The following is a 15,392-nucleotide window of genomic DNA, read 5'->3' as shown; positions in this document are numbered from 1 at the left end:
ATGCAGGGTGGGCGGTTCGTCGCGGCTGGTCCGGCGAGGCGCACGTCTACCGCGTCGTGGCGTCGGCGAGGCGCTTGCGGGCCTCGGCAGTGGTCATGAGCCCGGGGCCGCCTTCCTTGGTGATCACGATCGGCTTCAGGTACTGAAGGGGCTCCGAGGGGACCGTGCCGGCGGTCAGGTAGTCCACGCACGCGGAGACCGGCGCCTCGGCCTGGTTGTCGAAGCCCTGGTCGATGGTGACCAGCGTCCTGCCGGCGTCGATCGAGTCGAGGATCGGGCCGCTGACGTTGAAGCCCGAGGTCCACACCTTGCCGGACAGGTTCTTGCTCTTGATGATGTCGCCGACTCCTTCGACCCCCTGGTCGGTGTGGAAGAAGAGGTTGACGTCGTTGTGGGCGACGAGGAACGGCCCCACGCTGTTGAGCACTTCCTGGGTGGTGAAGTTGTCACCGGTGGGGATGCCGCTCTTGGGGTCGTTGAAGAACTTGGCGTCGGGGAAGGCGGAGGTGAACCCGGCGACGAAGCCGGTCATGCGCGCCTGCGCCCACGGCCCGGCCGGCTGGCCGCTTCCCAGCGCGACGGTGTCGACGGTGAGCCCCTTGGCCTTGACGATGGCGGCGGTGGTCTCGCCGTTGACCTGGCCGGCCTGCTGCTCGTTCAGCGCGTAGAAGGCGAACCGCTTGGAGTTGGGAACGTCGTTGTTCAGGGTGAAGACAGGCACGCCCGCCTTGACGTACTTGTCGATGATGCCCACGTACTGGTCGGGCAGGGGTGACTGAAGCCCCAGGCAGTCGACCTGGTTGCCGCTGAGCAGCGTCTCCAGCTCGGCGAGCTGCGCCGAGGTGTTGGTGGTGACCGGGCCGGTGAGCCGGCACGCGATCGCCAGCCTGGCCTGCTCCTTGTCGCACCCGCGCTGCATGCCGATGCGCATCTGGGCGCCCTGGATCGGCAGCGCCGTGCCCTGGATGTCGATGACGACGTTCGCCTGTTCGCCGCTCTTGATCTTCTCGGCGATGCGCGGCGCGAGCTTGAACTCGCCCCACGAGAACGTGTGCGACATCGCCTGGGCAGGCACCTCGGTCCCCGTGGAGGTCGATGTCTTCGAACTGCTCTGACAACCTGCGGTCGCGAGGACGGCCGCGAGGCCGGCCACGCCTAGTGACCAGGAGCGATAGCGGAGCATGCGTTCCACCCTAGGTCTTGTTCGGTATCACCAAACGGGGTTATGTGATACGAAACTATGGCATTGGGAAATTTCGGACGTCAAGGGGGTATACGTCACTTTACGCGCACGGGTTGACGGCCGCGTTCGGTGATGCCGATAATCGTTCGGTGACCCCAAACACTGACAACGCCGACAAGTACCGCGTGAAGAGCCTCGACCATGCCCTCGACGTCGTGGAGGCTCTGGCGCACGGTGGACGCGAGGGCCTCGCCGTCACCGAGGTCGCGACCACCGTCGGCATGTCCAAGAGCAGCGCCTACTCGATCCTCCAGACGTTGCTGCGACGAGGTTTCGTGGCCAGCCAGGGCACCGGCCCGACCCGGCGCTACCGCCTCGGCCTGAGCTTCGCCTACCTGGGAGACCAGGTGACGTCCCAGACCGGGCTCCGCGAGATCGCGATGCCGTACCTGGAGGAGCTGACCCGCGTGGCCGGGCTGACCTCACGCCTGGCGATCTTCGACGAGGGGTACGCCGTGGCCATCGGGCGCATCGACGGGCCGGGCACCATCCGCATCGCGCCGTTCCTCGGCCGCCGCGAACTGCCCCATGCCACCGCCATCGGCAAGGCGATGCTGGCGACGCTCGACGACGAGGAGGTGCGTGCGATCATTGGGGCGATCGGCCTCCCGGCACGTGGCCCCAACACCATCGTGGACATCGACACCCTGCTGCACGATCTTCACCGCACCGCCGAGCGGGGGTACGCGATCGACGACGAGGAGGACACGGCGGGGGTCGTCTGCATCGGTGCGAGCGTGCTCGACCGCACGGGCACCTGCGTGGGGGCGATCAGCGTCACGGCGCTCAAACACGAGATGCGCGCCGACTCCGCCGCCGAGATCGGCGCCCTCGTCCGCCGCTACGCCGGCACCATCACCACCGAGCTCGGCGGACGCTAGGCCGTTCCCGTCCTGACCACTCGCCGGGCGGTTCCTCGGTCACTCGCCCGGCGGCCCACCACCCCGGCCGGCGAGCGAGAACGCCGGCCGGCCGATGGCCAGGGGACGATCCCCGGCACGGCGGAGGTCAGCGGCCGCGCGTCGGGATCTCGAACCAGACGGCCTTGCCCTCCTTGGTGGGGCGGGAGCCCCAGCGCTTGGCGAGCTGGTCGACCAGGTAGAGGCCCCGGCCGCCCTCGTCGTTCTCGCCGGCGCTGCGGATGCGGGGCAGGCGCAGGTCCTGGTCGAAGACCTCGACCCAGATCGACTCCTCGCCACGGCGCAGGCGGAGGGTGAACTCCTTCTCGTTGACGATGTCGGAGTCGAAGCCGGGGACGTCCCACGACTCGTCGAAGGGCAGCGGCGGGCCGTCCAGGACCAGCTCCCTGCGCGGGACGCTGGCGCTGGCGGCGTGCAGGACGACGTTGGTGACGACCTCGGACACCAGCAGGCAGGCCATCTCGGCGCGCTCGTCGGGTACGCCCCAGCTCGCGAACGCCTCCAGCGCCATGCGCCGGGCCTCCCCCACCATGATCGGCTGGGCGGGGAACGTGCGCTCCTCGAACTTCAGCTCCTTGCCCGCCGACCGGATGACCAGGATCGCCATGTCGTCGTCGATCTCGCCGGGCACCGCCCGCGTGGCGGCCTCGGCGATGCGCTCGACCGAGTCGGCCGAGGCGCCGGCGACCTTGTCGCACAGGACGCGCAGGGTCTGCTCGTCGGTGAGCGGGGCCTCGCCCTTGGGCGGGCGCCGGTCGACCAGGCCGTCGGTGTAGAGCAGGAGCGCGGCGCCGGGCGGCAGCACCCGGCTCTCCTCCTTGTAGACCAGGTCGGCGTGCATGCCCTTGGCGCTGACGCCGAGCGGCTGGCCGACCTCGGAGATGTCGAGCTCGCGCACCATGCCGTCGACGATCAGCAGCGGCGGCGAGTGGCCGGCGTTGGCGAACGAGAGCTGCCGCGACCACGCGTCGTACACGAGGTACTGGCAGGTGACGATGGGCGGGGTGCTGACGTCGGCGCCGTAGTCGTCGCGCTCGGGCGGGCCGATGATGCGCGTCCACTCGTCCAGCCGGGCGAGGATGTCGGCCGGGGACTTGTCGTCCTGGGCGAAGGCGCGCAGCGCGGCCCTGAGCTGGCCCATGACGGCGGCGGCCTTGGCCCCCCTGCCCTCGACGTCGCCGATCACGATGCCGACGCGGCCCGCGGACAGCGGGATCACGTCGTACCAGTCGCCGCCGACCTGGGTCTGGATTCCCTGGCCGTGCGAGGCGAGCGGGGCCGCCGGGTAGTAGCGGACGGCGATCTCCAGGCCGTCGAGCTGGGGCAGCTCGCGCGGCAGCAGGTACTTCTGGAAGGACTCGGCGGTGTGGCGCTCCTCCTCGAAGAGCAGCGCGTTGTCGACGGCGATGGCCACGCGGGTGGCGATGGCGCCGACGAAGTCGCGGTCGAACGCGTCGTAGTGGGGCGAGCGGCGGTCGGTGAGGTTGGACAGGCCGAGGTACATCAGGCCGAGCGTCTCGCCGCGCGCGCACAGCGGCGCCACGATGGCGGAGGTCATGCCGATCTCGCCGCAGAGCTTGGTGCTCTCTTCGCTGGGCGAGGGGTAGCTCATCTGCGCGAAGTCCTCGACGATGATCGTCTCTTGGCGGCGCATCGCGATCTCGGCGTAGTGGCCGGCCGGGTAGCGGATCTCGGAGCCGACGGGGCGCCAGGTGCCCGGTGGCGGAGTCCAGCCCTTGACGTGCGTGGAGACCTTGCGGACGAGCCGGTCGCCCTCGTTGAGCTCGATGAAGCAGTGGTCGGCGAACTGGGGGACCAGCATCTCGGCGACCCGGTTGAGCGTCTCTTCGACGTACAGCGAGCTGGCGAGGCGCTCGCCGATGCGTTCGAGCAGGCCGAAGCGGTCCTTCTCGCGCTCGTTGCTGCGCATCGCCTCGCGGGCCGTGATGACGACGCCGGTGACCGAGCCGGAGGGGTGGCGCAGGGGGACGGCCTGCGCGCGGACGTAGATGATCGTGCCGTCCGCGCGTAGCACGTCGAAGGTGCCCTCCCACACGCCGCCCTTGAGGACGTGCTTGGCCAGTTCGACGGCCAGCGGGTGGTCCTTCTCCATGATGCCTAAGGACAGGACGGTCTGCTCGCCGTCCGGCGTGCGGTCAGGACGGCCGAACAGGCGCTCCGCGAACGGGTTCCAGTAAAGGACGTTGCTGAAGCGGTCGGTGACCACCACGGCCATCTCGGCGTTGTTGAGTACCGAGTCGGGTGTGAGGTGGTCGGCCGCGTCCTGCGAAAGGTCCCCCCATCGCTTCATCTTGCGGCCACCCCCCGGAGGGGGTAAATCCCGTAGAGGACCACATGCGCTCCTGGAGCAGCCTCGGCGGCCTGCCGTGGGCTTCCCAGAGGACCCGGGAAAGCCGGGTTGTCGGACATGGAAAGGGGGGACTTTCTACCGGGAGCCAACCAAGCACACCCTGGACGATCAGCGCCTGGACACGAAGACATGCGCGGCGACATCGCGCGGGAGATCCGCGAGAGTGTTGTCCGCTTCATCGTCACCTGTCACCCGTACACCGTCGTCGCTCGCCGCGAGCGTCACCTCGCGTCCGGGTTGTATCCCAACTTGCTTGAGTTTAAGCATCACGACGGGATCACTTTGCACTTGTTCGCTGATTCGTCGGACGACCACCGGGATGTCTCCCGGCCCGGCGAGGTCGGCCATGGCGGACATCATCTCGGCGGTGGTGACACCTGGCTCCTTGACGCCGAGCTCGTCCAGCCCCGGGATGGGGTTGCCGTGCGGGCACACCACCGGGTTGTCGAGCAGGGTCACGAGGCGGGTCTCGACCGACTCCGACATGACGTGCTCCCAGCGGCACGCCTCGATGTGGACCTCTTCCCACGGCAGGCCGATGACCTGCGTGAGAAGGCATTCGGCCAGGCGGTGCTTGCGCATGACCCGGGTGGCGAGGGCACGGCCGAGGTCCGTCATGGTGAGGTGGCGGTCGCCCTCGACCTTGACCAGACCGTCGCGTTCCATGCGGGCCACCGTCTGGCTCACCGTCGGGCCGCTCTGCTGCAACCGTTCGGCGATGCGGGCGCGTAGAGGGGTGATCCCCTCTTCCTCCAACTCGTAGATCGTGCGGAGGTACATCTCGGTGGTGTCGATGAGGCCGTGTGCGGTCAAGGCTCCTCCCCTCCCAATATCGATGCTACGTCCCGCTTCCTGGGGTTACAGCCATCGGTGACAGGCCTGTGGCACCGGCTCTCGGAAGCAGGGGTCCGTGTCGGAACAGAGCTTACGCAGACCGACTGACAGAACGGTCGCAGATGGGGAACGTGATCGTTCCTCATTATCTCAGGCCGCCGGACCCCCGGCGTCACACCTACAACTGAGGAGTCGACCGAGGAGGCCCCGCCGCGCCCGGACGATCTTTCGACGTGTCGTACTTCCAGAAGGCCGGGACGGCGAGACCGGCGACGACGACGATCGCGGCGCACAGCAACCCGCCGCCCGCCCAGGCCGGTCCGAGGCCGAACGCGCTCGCCGTCGCGCCCGCCCGCAGATCCCCGAGGCGAGGCCCGCCGGCGACCACGACCATGAACACGCCCTGCATCCGCCCGCGCATCTCGTCCGGGGCGTAGGTCTGCAGGATCGTCTGCCGCCACACCGACGAGATCATGTCGATGCCGCCGCCGACGGCGAGCAGGACGACGACCAGCCACAGCGGCCCCGCGAAGGCCGAGGCGGCGACCGTGAGCCCCCACAACGCGATCACGACCGTCAGCGCGACGCCCTGGCGGCGCACGCGGCCGACCCACCCGGAGACCAGGCCCGCGGTGACCGCGCCGATCGCCAGGCTGGCCGAGAGCCATCCGAACGCGACCGGCGACCCGCCGAAGCGCTCGGCCGCGATCTCGGGGAACAGGGCCCTCGGCATCGCGAAGGCCATGGCGATGAGGTCCACGACGAAGGACATCATCACGACCGGCTGGCTTCCGATGTAGCGCAGGCCGTCCACGACCGAGCGCAGGCCGGGCCGGGACACCGCGCCCAGCGGGTCCAGGCGCGGCAGCCGCACCGCCGCGTAGAAGCCCGCGCCGAACAGGACGGCGTCGATGAGGTACGCGGTCCCGTACCCGCCCCGGGCGAGCACGAGGCCGGCGAGCAGGGGGCCGAGCACCGAGCCGATGGCGCTGACGAGGAAGTTGAGCGTGTTGGCCGCGGGGACGTTGTCGAGGGGAACGAGCCGGGGGATGATCGCGACCCGCGTCGGCGAGCTGACCGCGAACCCGGTGGACTGCAGCGCCACCACGAGCAGCATGAAGGAGACGTTCTCCCCGCCCGACAAGGCATGGAGCAGCAGCGCGAGGGTAGCTAGCCAGGCGACGACCGAACCGGTGAGCAGCAGCTTACGACGGTCCACCGCGTCGGCGACGGCGCCGCCCCACAGCCCGAACACCACGAGCGGGATGAGGTTGGCGGGGCCGAGCAGGCCCACCCACAGCGAGGACTGGGTGATGTCGTACACCTGGGCGCTGACCGCCACCGAGGTCAGCTGGAAGCCGACGAACGAGATGCCCTGCCCTGCCAGCAGCCGCCGGTACGCGGGGACGCGCAACGGCCTGGTGTCGACGGCGATCCGTTTGAGCCCGGACTGGACGACCCCCGCCATTCCCCACCCCGCCGACCCGGTACATATGGAACATCTCCGGGCACTTTACTCAGCCACGCTGAGCAGCGAGTCAGGGGGCGAGGCGTTCCACCGCCCACGAGGCGCCCGTCCGGCGGTAGCGCAGCCGGTCGTGCATGCGGTCCACCTGCCCCTGCCAGAACTCGACCTCCGAGGGCACCACGCGGAAACCGCCCCAGAAGTCCGGCATGGGTGGATCCTCCGGCCACCGCTCGGCCAGCTCGGCGAAGCGCGCGTCCAGCTCCTCACGCGAGCGCACCACCGCCGACTGCCGCGAGGCCCAGGCCCCGATGCGCGAGCCGTACGGCCGGGAGTGGAAGTAGGCGGCGGAATCCTCCCGGGGAAGACGTGTGACTTTTCCCTCAACGCGCACCTGGCGGCGCAGCGGGTGCCAGGGGAACAGAAGGCAGGCGCGGGGGTTCTCGGTGAGGTCGCGGCCCTTGCGCGACTCGTAGTTGGTGTAGAAGACGAAACCCCGCTGGTCATACCCCTTGAGCAGGACCGTACGGGCGGTGGGCAGGCCCCCGGCGGAGGAGGTGGCCAGCACCATGGCGTTGGGCTCGGGAAGCCCGGCCTCGACCGCGTCGGCGAACCACGACGCGAACTGAGTGACCGGATCGGCGGCGAGGTCCTCCTCTTTCAGAGGACGACCCTCGTATGTACGGCGAAGCCCGGAGAAGGACGGCGGGCTCGAAGCGGCATCCACAGACCGGTATTCTTCCGCGTCCGGCGGCGCGTCCATCGCGGCACCCCCTACCAGGGGGTTCGCGTTTCGCGGAACCCCGTGGCGGATCACCACCACCGAGGGGGTTGAATATGACCCGCCGGTATCTCGACATCAAGGCTTTGACTTCAAGAAAGGGAGGCGGCCGAGAATGTCCGACTTCAAACCCGGGCTGGAAGGCGTCGTAGCGTTCGAGACCGAGATCGCGGAACCGGACAAAGAAGGGGGCGCTCTGCGCTACCGGGGCGTCGACATCGAAGAGCTGGTCGGACGCGTGTCCTATGGGCACGTGTGGGGCCTGCTGGTCGACAACACGTTCAAGCCGGGCCTCCCCCCGGCCGAGCCGTACCCCATCCCCGTCCACTCCGGTGACATCCGCGTCGACGTCCAGAGCGCGCTCGCCATGCTGGCGCCCGCGTACGGCTTCCGTCAGCTCCTCGACATCGACGAGGACCAGGCCCGCGACGATCTCGCGCGCGCCTCGGTCACCGCGCTGTCGTTCGTCGCCCAGTCCGCCCGCGGGCTCGGGCTGCCCATGGTGCCGCAGTCGCGCGTCGACGAGGCGTCCACGATCGTCGAGCGCTTCATGGTCCGCTGGCGCGGCGAGCCCGACCCCAGGCACGTCAAGGCCATCGACGCCTACTGGACCTCCGCGGCCGAGCACGGCATGAACGCCTCGACGTTCACCGCCCGCGTCATCGCCTCCACCGGCGCCGACGTGGCCGCCGCCCTGTCGGGCGCGGTGGGCGCGATGTCCGGGCCGCTGCACGGCGGCGCCCCGGCCCGCGTGCTGCACATGATCGAGGAGGTCGAGCGCATCGGCAACGCCGAGACCTACGTCAAGCGCGCCCTCGACGACGGCGAGCGCCTGATGGGCTTCGGCCACCGCGTCTACCGGGCCGAGGACCCGCGCGCCCGCGTGCTGCGCCGCACCGCGCAGGAGCTCAACGCGCCGCGGTACGAGGTCGCCGTCGCGCTGGAGAAGGCCGCGCTGGCCGAGCTGCACGCCCGCAAGCCCGACCGCGTGCTCGCCACCAACGTGGAGTTCTGGGCCGCGATCATGCTGGACTTCGCCGAGGTCCCCCCGCACATGTTCACCTCGATGTTCACCTGCGCCCGTACGGCGGGCTGGGCCGCGCACATCCTGGAGCAGAAGCGCACGGGCAGGCTCGTCCGTCCAAGCGCGCGCTACGTCGGCCCTCCCCAGCGGTCGATCCAGGACGTCCCGGGGGCGGACGAGGTCGTCGGCAAGGACTGACCCGTCGTCGGCAGGGGCTGACCCGCAAGGACCACTCACCACACCTCCGGACATCTCCGCCGTCTCCCCTCCGGCTCGCGGAACGACAGCCGTCCTCCAGCGCCACCGGCGTCTCCGCGTCCCCTCAGGCGCCCTACGGCGTCTCCCGGCGTCTCCCGGCCGCCCTTGGCCTCGCCGGACCGGGGCACAGAACCCCGTACAGGGCCCGCAGCCCCCAGTTGCGGGCCTTTCGCGTGTCCGGGCCTGGACTTCGCACCGTCCCGCTCACACCGCCCAGGGAGCGACGGCGGACGGCCCGGCTCGCGTACCAGGGCGTCTCGCCCACGTTCGCGCGTATCTCACGATCCGGACCCGCGGCATGACCACCGGTAGGGCTCACTAGGCTTGGTCAGGTGGCTGACATCGAGATTCCCGCTGACCTCAAGCCCGCGGACGGCCGTTTCGGCTGCGGGCCTTCGAAAGTACGCCCGGAGCAGCTCGCCGCCCTGGCCTCCGCCGGCGCGAGCGTCATGGGCACCTCCCACCGCCAGAAGCCGGTGAAGAACCTCGTCCGCCGGGTCCGCGAGGGCCTGACCGACCTGTTCTCCCTCCCCGAGGGGTACGAGGTCGTGCTGGGCAACGGCGGCACCACCGCGTTCTGGGACATCGCGGCGTTCGGGCTGATCAGGGAGAAGTCCCAGCACCTCCACTTCGGCGAGTTCTCGTCGAAGTTCGCCGCCGTGGCGGCCAAGGCCCCGTGGCTCGGCGAGCCGACCGTGATCAAGTCCGAGGTCGGCAGCCACCCGCAGGCCTCCGCCGAGGAGGGCGTGGACGTCTACGCGCTCACCCACAACGAGACCTCGACCGGCGTGGCGATGCCGATCAGGCGGGTGGGCGGCGACGACTCGCTGGTGCTGGTGGACGCGACGTCCGGGGCGGGCGGCCTGCCCGTCGAGGCCGGCGAGTTCGACGTCTACTACTTCGCCCCGCAGAAGAGCTTCGCCTCCGACGGCGGCCTGTGGATCGCGCTGTTCTCGCCCCGCGCGCTGGCCCGGGTGGACGAGATCGCCGCGAGCGGGCGGTTCGTCCCCGAGTTCTTCAGCCTGCCGACGGCGATCGACAACTCGGTCAAGGACCAGACCTACAACACCCCGGCGGTGGCCACGCTGTTCCTGCTGGCCGACCAGCTCGACTGGATGAACGGCAACGGCGGCCTGGCCTGGACGACCTCGCGCACGGCCGAGTCGGCGTCCCGGCTCTACACCTGGGCCGAGAAGACCGCCTACACCACGCCGTTCGTGGCCGACCCGGCGCAGCGCTCCAACGTCGTCGGCACGATCGACTTCTCCGCCGAGGTCGACGCCGCCGAGGTCGCCAAGGTCCTGCGCGCCAACGGCATCGTCGACACCGAGCCGTACCGCAAGCTCGGGCGCAACCAGCTGCGCATCGCGATGTTCCCGGCCATCGACCCCGACGACGTCGAGGCGCTGACGGCCTGCGTCGACCACGTGGTCGAGCGCCTCTAGCCTCCGCCGGAGGGCCCCTCGGCTCCTGCCAGGGGCCCTCAGGCCGAGGGCGGCGGCACCCAGCCGGGGCCGGCGACGTGGTCGTGCCCGCCCGTGCGGCGGGCCAGCTCCTCCAGCAGGCGCAGCGCGTCGTCCAGGTCCACGCTGCGCGCGAAGCAGGACAGCACGGGCGCGCGGTCGTGGCTCTCTGCCAGCGCCTCCAGCATCACGGCCGTGACGTGCTCGTCGCGCGAGCGGCTCGCGGAGTACCGGAAGGCCTTGCCCTCGGCCGTGCGCCGTACCAGGCCCTTCCTCGCCAGCCGCTCGGCGACGGTCTGCACCGTGGTGTAGGCGAGCGGCTTCTCCGCGTCCGCGTTGAGGAGCGCCAGCACCTCGCGGACGAGCAGGGGATGAGGGGAATCCCAGAGCACCTCCATGATGGCGCGCTCTAGGGATCCCAGATTGTTCACGCGGGCACTCTCTCCAATCGTCCGCGTCCAGGCGAGCCTGGTGCCGGAACCTCTCTGCCACTCTGCTGGGCCAATCCGCGGCGCGGGCGCCGCGTGTGTCGTCGGCCGTACGGGCGGTCAGGGGGCCCGGACGGCGGTTCAGGCGAGCGCGGGGCGCCTCCTCCGGCGGAGCGTCCAGGCGGCCAGCACCCCGCCGATGAGCCCGAACAGGTGGCCCTGCCAGGAGATGCCGGGCTGGCCCGGCAGCACGCCCCAGATCAGCGAGTAGTACAGGACCGCCACACCGACACCGAGGGCGATGTCCAGGACGTGCCGGTCGAACAGGCCCCGCGTCACGACGTACCCGAAGTACCCGAACACCAGGCCGCTGGCCCCCACCGTCAGGCCGGGAGGGCTGAGGAACCAGACGCCGAGCCCGCTCACCACGATGATGATCAGGCTGGCCAGGAAGAACCGCCCGAGGCCGCGCACGGCCGCGAGGAAGCCCAGGATGGCCAGGGGGACGGTGTTGGCCATGAGGTGGCCGAACCCGGCGTGCAGGAAGGGAGCGATCAGGATCCCGCTCAGCCCGTCGACCTGGTGCGACACGATGCCGTACCGGTCCAGGTCCTGGGGCAGGACGTAGTCCGCGACCTCGACGGCCCACTCGACCGCGACCAGGAAGATGACGACGATGGCGGCGGCGGCCGCCCCCGTGACCAGGCTGCCCACACGCCGCTTGACCATCTCGCTCGAAGTGCGGCTCGGTGCCACCCCGGTCGCGTAATCGTTCATCGCTCTCCTCTTGTACCACCTTGGAACGCGCTACGTATCTCCCTTTACCGTACGCAAACTGCGTTTAACTCGCGATTTCGCGTTAGACACGAAAAAGGCGCATGTTGCCCACATTGCTGGGCAACATGCACCCACCTACCTGCGGTGATCATTCATACGAATGATCACTCGGCGGAGAAGATCACTCTCCCGTCCACCGCGGCTCGCGCTTCTCGGCGAACGCCGCCGCGCCCTCACGCGCGTCCTTGGAGCCGAACACCGGGTCGATGATCTCCCCCTGCCGGGCGAACATCTCCCCCCGCGGCCAGTCCGCCGACTCCACCACGATGCGCTTGGTCGCCAGCAGCGACAGCGGCGCGTTGGCGGCGATCTTGGCCGCCAGCTCCTTGGCACCCGCCAGCGCCTCGCCCGGCGGGGTCACCCGGTTGACCAGCCCCAGCTCGCGCAGCCGCTCGGCCGAGTAGAAGTCGCCGGTCAGCGCGATCTCCATGGCGATGTGGTACGGGACGCGGCGCGGCAGCCGCATGACCCCGCCCGCGCCCGCCACCAGGCCGCGCTTCGGCTCCGGCAGGCCGAACTTCGCCTCCCGCGACGCCACGACGATGTCGCAGGACAGCACCAGCTCGAACCCGCCGGCCAGGGCGTACCCCTCCACGGCCGCGACGATGGGCTTCCTCGGGGGCTCCTCGGTGATGCCGCCGAACCCTCGCCCCTCGACGACGGGCAGGTCACCGGTCAGGAACCCCTTCAGGTCCATCCCCGCGGAGAACGTGCCGCCCGCGCCGGTCAGGACGTACGCCGAGACGTCCTTGCGCTCCTCCAGCTCGTCCAGGGCCGCCGCGATGCCGCGCGCGACGGCCCCGTTGACGGCGTTCCTGGCCTGCGGCCGGTTGATGGTGATGACGGCGATGCCGCCGTCCACCTCGACGAGAACCTCGTCAGACACCTGCTACCTCCGCGGATCTCACTTGGGCTGGAAGCGGATTCCGCCGTCGAAGCGGATGACCTCGCCGTTCATGTAGTCGTTCTCGATCAGCGAGCGCACGAGCTGCGCGAACTCCGACGCCTGACCCATGCGCTTGGGGAAGGGCACCGGCGCGGACAGCTTGGCCTTGAACGCCTCGGCCTCGGGGCCGGACCCGTAGATCGGGGTGTCGATGATGCCGGGGCAGATCGTCAGGACCCGGACGCCGATCGCGGCGAGGTCGCGCGCGGCCGGCAGCGTCATGCCGATGATGCCGCCCTTGGAGGCGGAGTAGGCGACCTGCCCCGTCTGCCCCTCGATGCCGGCCACCGAGGCGGTGTTGATGACGACGCCGCGGGCGCCGTCCTCGTCGGCGGGCTCGGTCTTCGCCATCGCGGCGGCGCCGATGCGCATGAGGTTGAAGGTGCCGATCAGGTTGATGTCGATCACCCTGCGGTAGCTGGCGAGGTCGTGCGGCGAGCCGTCGCGGCCGACCGTGCGGGACGCCCAGCCGATGCCGGCGCTGTTGATCACGCCGCGCAGGGGCTTGCCCGTCGCCACGGCGGCGTCCACGGCCGCCTGGACCGAGGCCTCGTCGGAGACGTCGGTGTGCGCGAAGACGCCGCCGAGCTCGTCGGCGATCGTCTTGCCGCGGTCGGCGTTGACGTCGGCGATGACGACCGTGGCGCCGATACGGGCGAGTTCGCGTGCCGTGGCCTCACCGAGGCCGCTGGCACCGCCCGAGATGATTGCTGCTGCTCCGTTCAGGTCCATATCCCGGACACTAACGCGGGTACCGAATGAAGTTCTACTGGGGGTGGCTCAAATCTCGCCGGAGATCGCGGAGTCCACATCGGAGTAGACCTTTATGCGGCGATCCAGACCGGTCGTCCGTAATATGCGCGCCACGGGCGCCTGCGGAGCCGCGAGCGAGACGCCGCCGCCCTCACCGGTCGCCAGGCGCCACGCCTCGATGAGCACCGACAGACCGCTCGAATCCATGAAGGAGAGACCCCCGAGGTCGAGCACGAGGCGGTTGCTGTCCTGCTTGATCGCCTCGCGGATCTCGTCGCGCAGGAAGGGCGCCGTGAAAAGGTCCAGCTCGCCCTCGACCGCGACCACGACCGCGTCGGGGAACGCGCGCCGCGCGAGCCGCAACTTCATATGGAACCTCCCTCGCGGGGCCCACTTTACTTCGCCGAGACAGTGACCGAAGTCACGCCGCGTAAGATCGCCGAATTCGTGGGACACCGTAGCGCAGCGTCGCTGACCTCGCGATTTGGGAACCCCTAACCGCCGCACGGACGCGTCCCGCCGGAGGGCGGCTCACGAGGGCCGGTCGGCGACCGCGAACCCGTACGGCAGCTCCAGGCGGTGGGCGGCGAGCAGGGCGTCGTCGGCCAGGATCTCGCGGGTCGGGCCGTCCGCCGCGATCACGCCGCCGGAGAGGATCAGCGAGCGTTCGCACAGCTCAAGGGCGTACGGCAGGTCGTGGGTGACCATCAGCACGGTGACGTCCAGGGAGCGCAGAACCTCGGCCAGCTCGCGCCGCGAGGCCGGGTCCAGGTTGGACGACGGCTCGTCCAGCACGAGGATCTCCGGCCGCATGGCGAGCACCGTGGCCACGGCGACCCGGCGGCGCTGCCCGAACGACAGGTGGTGCGGCGGCCGGTCGGCGACGTCGGGCAGGCCCACGCGCTCCAGGGCCTCCCGCACCCGGTGCTCCAGCTCGGCGCCGCGCACGCCCAGGTTCGCCGGGCCGAACGCCACGTCCTCGCGGACGGTCGGCATGAAGAGCTGGTCGTCCGGGTCCTGGAACACCAGCCCCACGCGGCGGCGGATCTCGCCCAGCGTGTCCTTGCCCACCGGCAGCCCGGCCACCTCGACCGTGCCGTGCCCGGCGGTCAGGATGCCGTTCAGGTGCATGACCAGCGTGGTCTTGCCCGCGCCGTTGGGGCCGAGCAGCGCGACCCGCTCGCCGCGCCCGATGGTCAGGTCGACGCCGAACAGCGCCTGGGTGCCGTCGGGGTAGGCGTACGCCAGTCGGCGCACGGAGAGCGACGGGGGCGACGGGGGCGGGGTCATGAAAGGCTCCAGGAGAGTGCGGCCGTCGCCAGCGCGGCCACCGGCAGGACGGCGGCGACGGCCCAGCTCGCCGCCGAGGCCCCCACGTCGTCGATGATGGGCATGGACCCGTTGTATCCCCTGCTGAGCATGGCCAGGTGCACCCGCTCGCCGCGCTCGTAGGAGCGGATGAACAGCGCGCCCGCCGACTTGGCCAGCACAGGAAGCTGCCGGACGTCGCGGGCCGCGAAGCCGCGCGACTCGCGGGCCACGCGCATGCGGCGCATCTCGTCGAGGATCACGTCCATGTAGCGCAGCATGAACATCGCGATCTGCACGAGCGTCTGCGGCAGCCTGAGCCGCCGCGCGCCGAGCAGCATCATGCGCGGCTCGGTGGTGGCGGCCAGCAGGATGCTCGCCACGACGCCGAGGGTGGCCTTGGCGAGGATGTTCCACGCCGCCCACAACCCCTCCACGCTGAGCGACACCCCGAGCACCTCCACCCGCGCGCCGAGCCCGATGACCGGCAGTGCCAGGGCGAAGACCACGAACGGCACCTCGACCACCATGCGCCGCAGCACGAACCGCGCCGGGACGCGGGCCGCGGCGGCCACCCCCGCCAGCAGCAGGGCGTACACCCCGAAGGCCCAGAAGGCGTCCCTCGGGGTGGCCACCACGACGACGGCGAAGGCCGCCACGGCGGGCAGCTTGCACTGCGGGGGCAGCCGGTGGACCACGGTGTCCCCCGGGCGGTAGAGCTGGTGGTGATGTCCCGCGCCCACTACAGCGGGCCGCCTCGC

Annotated in this window: 15 protein-coding genes; 3 read left to right on the top strand and 12 right to left on the bottom strand. The window is 70.4% G+C overall.

Annotated elements, in window-relative coordinates:
• Positions 1 to 46: 46 nt before the first annotated feature.
• A complete protein-coding gene (locus tag DQ384_RS09840) occupies positions 47 to 1,060 on the bottom strand; it encodes a sugar ABC transporter substrate-binding protein (protein ID WP_114028390.1) in 1,014 nt (337 codons plus the stop codon).
• A 272-nt stretch (positions 1,061 to 1,332) separates the two neighbouring features.
• Here DQ384_RS09840 and DQ384_RS09835 point away from each other — a divergent pair, with 272 nt between their 5' ends.
• Positions 1,333 to 2,124, top strand: a complete 792-nt coding sequence (locus DQ384_RS09835; RefSeq protein WP_181871118.1) for an IclR family transcriptional regulator — start codon at positions 1,333 to 1,335, stop codon at positions 2,122 to 2,124.
• A 127-nt stretch (positions 2,125 to 2,251) separates the two neighbouring features.
• Here DQ384_RS09835 and DQ384_RS09830 read toward each other — a convergent pair whose 3' ends face one another.
• From DQ384_RS09830 to pdxH, 4 genes are all read right to left on the bottom strand, one after another.
• Entirely contained in the window at positions 2,252 to 4,474 is a 2,223-nt protein-coding gene (locus DQ384_RS09830) for an ATP-binding SpoIIE family protein phosphatase (RefSeq protein WP_114028388.1), read from the bottom strand.
• A 168-nt stretch (positions 4,475 to 4,642) separates the two neighbouring features.
• Positions 4,643 to 5,347: an iron-dependent transcriptional repressor DtxR gene (locus tag DQ384_RS09825; RefSeq protein ID WP_114028387.1), complete on the bottom strand. Its 705-nt coding sequence runs from the start codon at positions 5,345 to 5,347 to the stop codon at positions 4,643 to 4,645.
• Between the two features lie 199 nt (positions 5,348 to 5,546).
• On the bottom strand, positions 5,547 to 6,836 hold the full coding sequence (locus DQ384_RS09820) for an MFS transporter (RefSeq protein WP_114028386.1): 1,290 nt from the start codon (positions 6,834 to 6,836) through the stop codon (positions 5,547 to 5,549).
• A 70-nt stretch (positions 6,837 to 6,906) separates the two neighbouring features.
• On the bottom strand, positions 6,907 to 7,560 hold the full coding sequence (gene pdxH, locus DQ384_RS09815) for a pyridoxamine 5'-phosphate oxidase (protein WP_220182862.1): 654 nt from the start codon (positions 7,558 to 7,560) through the stop codon (positions 6,907 to 6,909).
• A 169-nt stretch (positions 7,561 to 7,729) separates the two neighbouring features.
• Between pdxH and DQ384_RS09810 the strand changes: the two genes are divergently transcribed.
• Together DQ384_RS09810 and serC are read left to right on the top strand one after the other, a co-directional pair.
• Positions 7,730 to 8,836, top strand: coding sequence for a citrate synthase 2 (locus DQ384_RS09810; protein WP_114028384.1), 1,107 nt, complete (start codon positions 7,730 to 7,732; stop codon positions 8,834 to 8,836).
• A 392-nt stretch (positions 8,837 to 9,228) separates the two neighbouring features.
• The gene (gene serC, locus DQ384_RS09805) at positions 9,229 to 10,341 is read left to right on the top strand and encodes a phosphoserine transaminase (RefSeq protein WP_114028383.1); all 1,113 of its coding nucleotides are present in this window, start codon (positions 9,229 to 9,231) and stop codon (positions 10,339 to 10,341) included.
• Between the two features lie 38 nt (positions 10,342 to 10,379).
• Here serC and DQ384_RS09800 read toward each other — a convergent pair whose 3' ends face one another.
• The 7 genes from DQ384_RS09800 to cbiQ all read right to left on the bottom strand — a co-directional run bounded on the left by DQ384_RS09800 (position 10,380) and on the right by cbiQ (position 15,374).
• Positions 10,380 to 10,790 (bottom strand): BlaI/MecI/CopY family transcriptional regulator, encoded by a 411-nt coding sequence (locus tag DQ384_RS09800; RefSeq protein ID WP_220182861.1) that lies wholly within the window; start codon positions 10,788 to 10,790, stop codon positions 10,380 to 10,382.
• Positions 10,791 to 10,928: 138 nt separating this feature from the next.
• The gene (locus DQ384_RS09795; protein WP_114028382.1) at positions 10,929 to 11,564 is read right to left on the bottom strand and encodes a rhomboid family intramembrane serine protease; all 636 of its coding nucleotides are present in this window, start codon (positions 11,562 to 11,564) and stop codon (positions 10,929 to 10,931) included.
• Positions 11,565 to 11,745: 181 nt separating this feature from the next.
• Positions 11,746 to 12,510: a crotonase/enoyl-CoA hydratase family protein gene (locus tag DQ384_RS09790; protein WP_114028381.1), complete on the bottom strand. Its 765-nt coding sequence runs from the start codon at positions 12,508 to 12,510 to the stop codon at positions 11,746 to 11,748.
• 18 nt (positions 12,511 to 12,528) lie between these two features.
• Entirely contained in the window at positions 12,529 to 13,302 is a 774-nt protein-coding gene (locus DQ384_RS09785; RefSeq protein WP_114028380.1) for an SDR family NAD(P)-dependent oxidoreductase, read from the bottom strand.
• 48 nt (positions 13,303 to 13,350) lie between these two features.
• The gene (locus tag DQ384_RS09780; RefSeq protein WP_114028379.1) at positions 13,351 to 13,692 is read right to left on the bottom strand and encodes an STAS domain-containing protein; all 342 of its coding nucleotides are present in this window, start codon (positions 13,690 to 13,692) and stop codon (positions 13,351 to 13,353) included.
• Positions 13,693 to 13,854: 162 nt separating this feature from the next.
• Positions 13,855 to 14,613: an energy-coupling factor ABC transporter ATP-binding protein gene (locus tag DQ384_RS09775; RefSeq protein ID WP_114028378.1), complete on the bottom strand. Its 759-nt coding sequence runs from the start codon at positions 14,611 to 14,613 to the stop codon at positions 13,855 to 13,857.
• Positions 14,610 to 15,374, bottom strand: a complete 765-nt coding sequence (gene cbiQ, locus DQ384_RS09770; RefSeq protein WP_114028377.1) for a cobalt ECF transporter T component CbiQ — start codon at positions 15,372 to 15,374, stop codon at positions 14,610 to 14,612. Before cbiQ ends, DQ384_RS09775 begins: the two co-directional genes overlap by 4 nt.
• Positions 15,375 to 15,392 lie beyond the last annotated feature (18 nt).

The organism is Sphaerisporangium album, assembly GCF_003323745.1.
Taxonomy (GTDB): Bacteria; Actinomycetota; Actinomycetes; order Streptosporangiales; family Streptosporangiaceae; genus Sphaerisporangium; species Sphaerisporangium album.
Note: the sequence above shows the minus strand (reverse complement) of the source record. Positions and strands in the feature narration are given on the sequence as shown.

What these genes read in the sequence shown, in the direction of transcription:
- DQ384_RS09840 (WP_114028390.1), bottom strand. Translation starts at nt 1,060, where the DNA reads ATGTCGCACACGTTCTCGTGGGGCGAGTTCAAGCTCGCGCCGCGCATC.
- DQ384_RS09830 (WP_114028388.1), bottom strand. Translation starts at nt 4,474, where the DNA reads ATGAAGCGATGGGGGGACCTTTCGCAGGACGCGGCCGACCACCTCACA.
- DQ384_RS09820 (WP_114028386.1), bottom strand. Translation starts at nt 6,836, where the DNA reads ATGGCGGGGGTCGTCCAGTCCGGGCTCAAACGGATCGCCGTCGACACC.
- DQ384_RS09810 (WP_114028384.1), top strand. Translation starts at nt 7,730, where the DNA reads ATGTCCGACTTCAAACCCGGGCTGGAAGGCGTCGTAGCGTTCGAGACC.
- DQ384_RS09795 (WP_114028382.1), bottom strand. Translation starts at nt 11,564, where the DNA reads ATGAACGATTACGCGACCGGGGTGGCACCGAGCCGCACTTCGAGCGAG.
- DQ384_RS09785 (WP_114028380.1), bottom strand. Translation starts at nt 13,302, where the DNA reads ATGGACCTGAACGGAGCAGCAGCAATCATCTCGGGCGGTGCCAGCGGC.
- DQ384_RS09780 (WP_114028379.1), bottom strand. Translation starts at nt 13,692, where the DNA reads ATGAAGTTGCGGCTCGCGCGGCGCGCGTTCCCCGACGCGGTCGTGGTC.
- DQ384_RS09775 (WP_114028378.1), bottom strand. Translation starts at nt 14,613, where the DNA reads ATGACCCCGCCCCCGTCGCCCCCGTCGCTCTCCGTGCGCCGACTGGCG.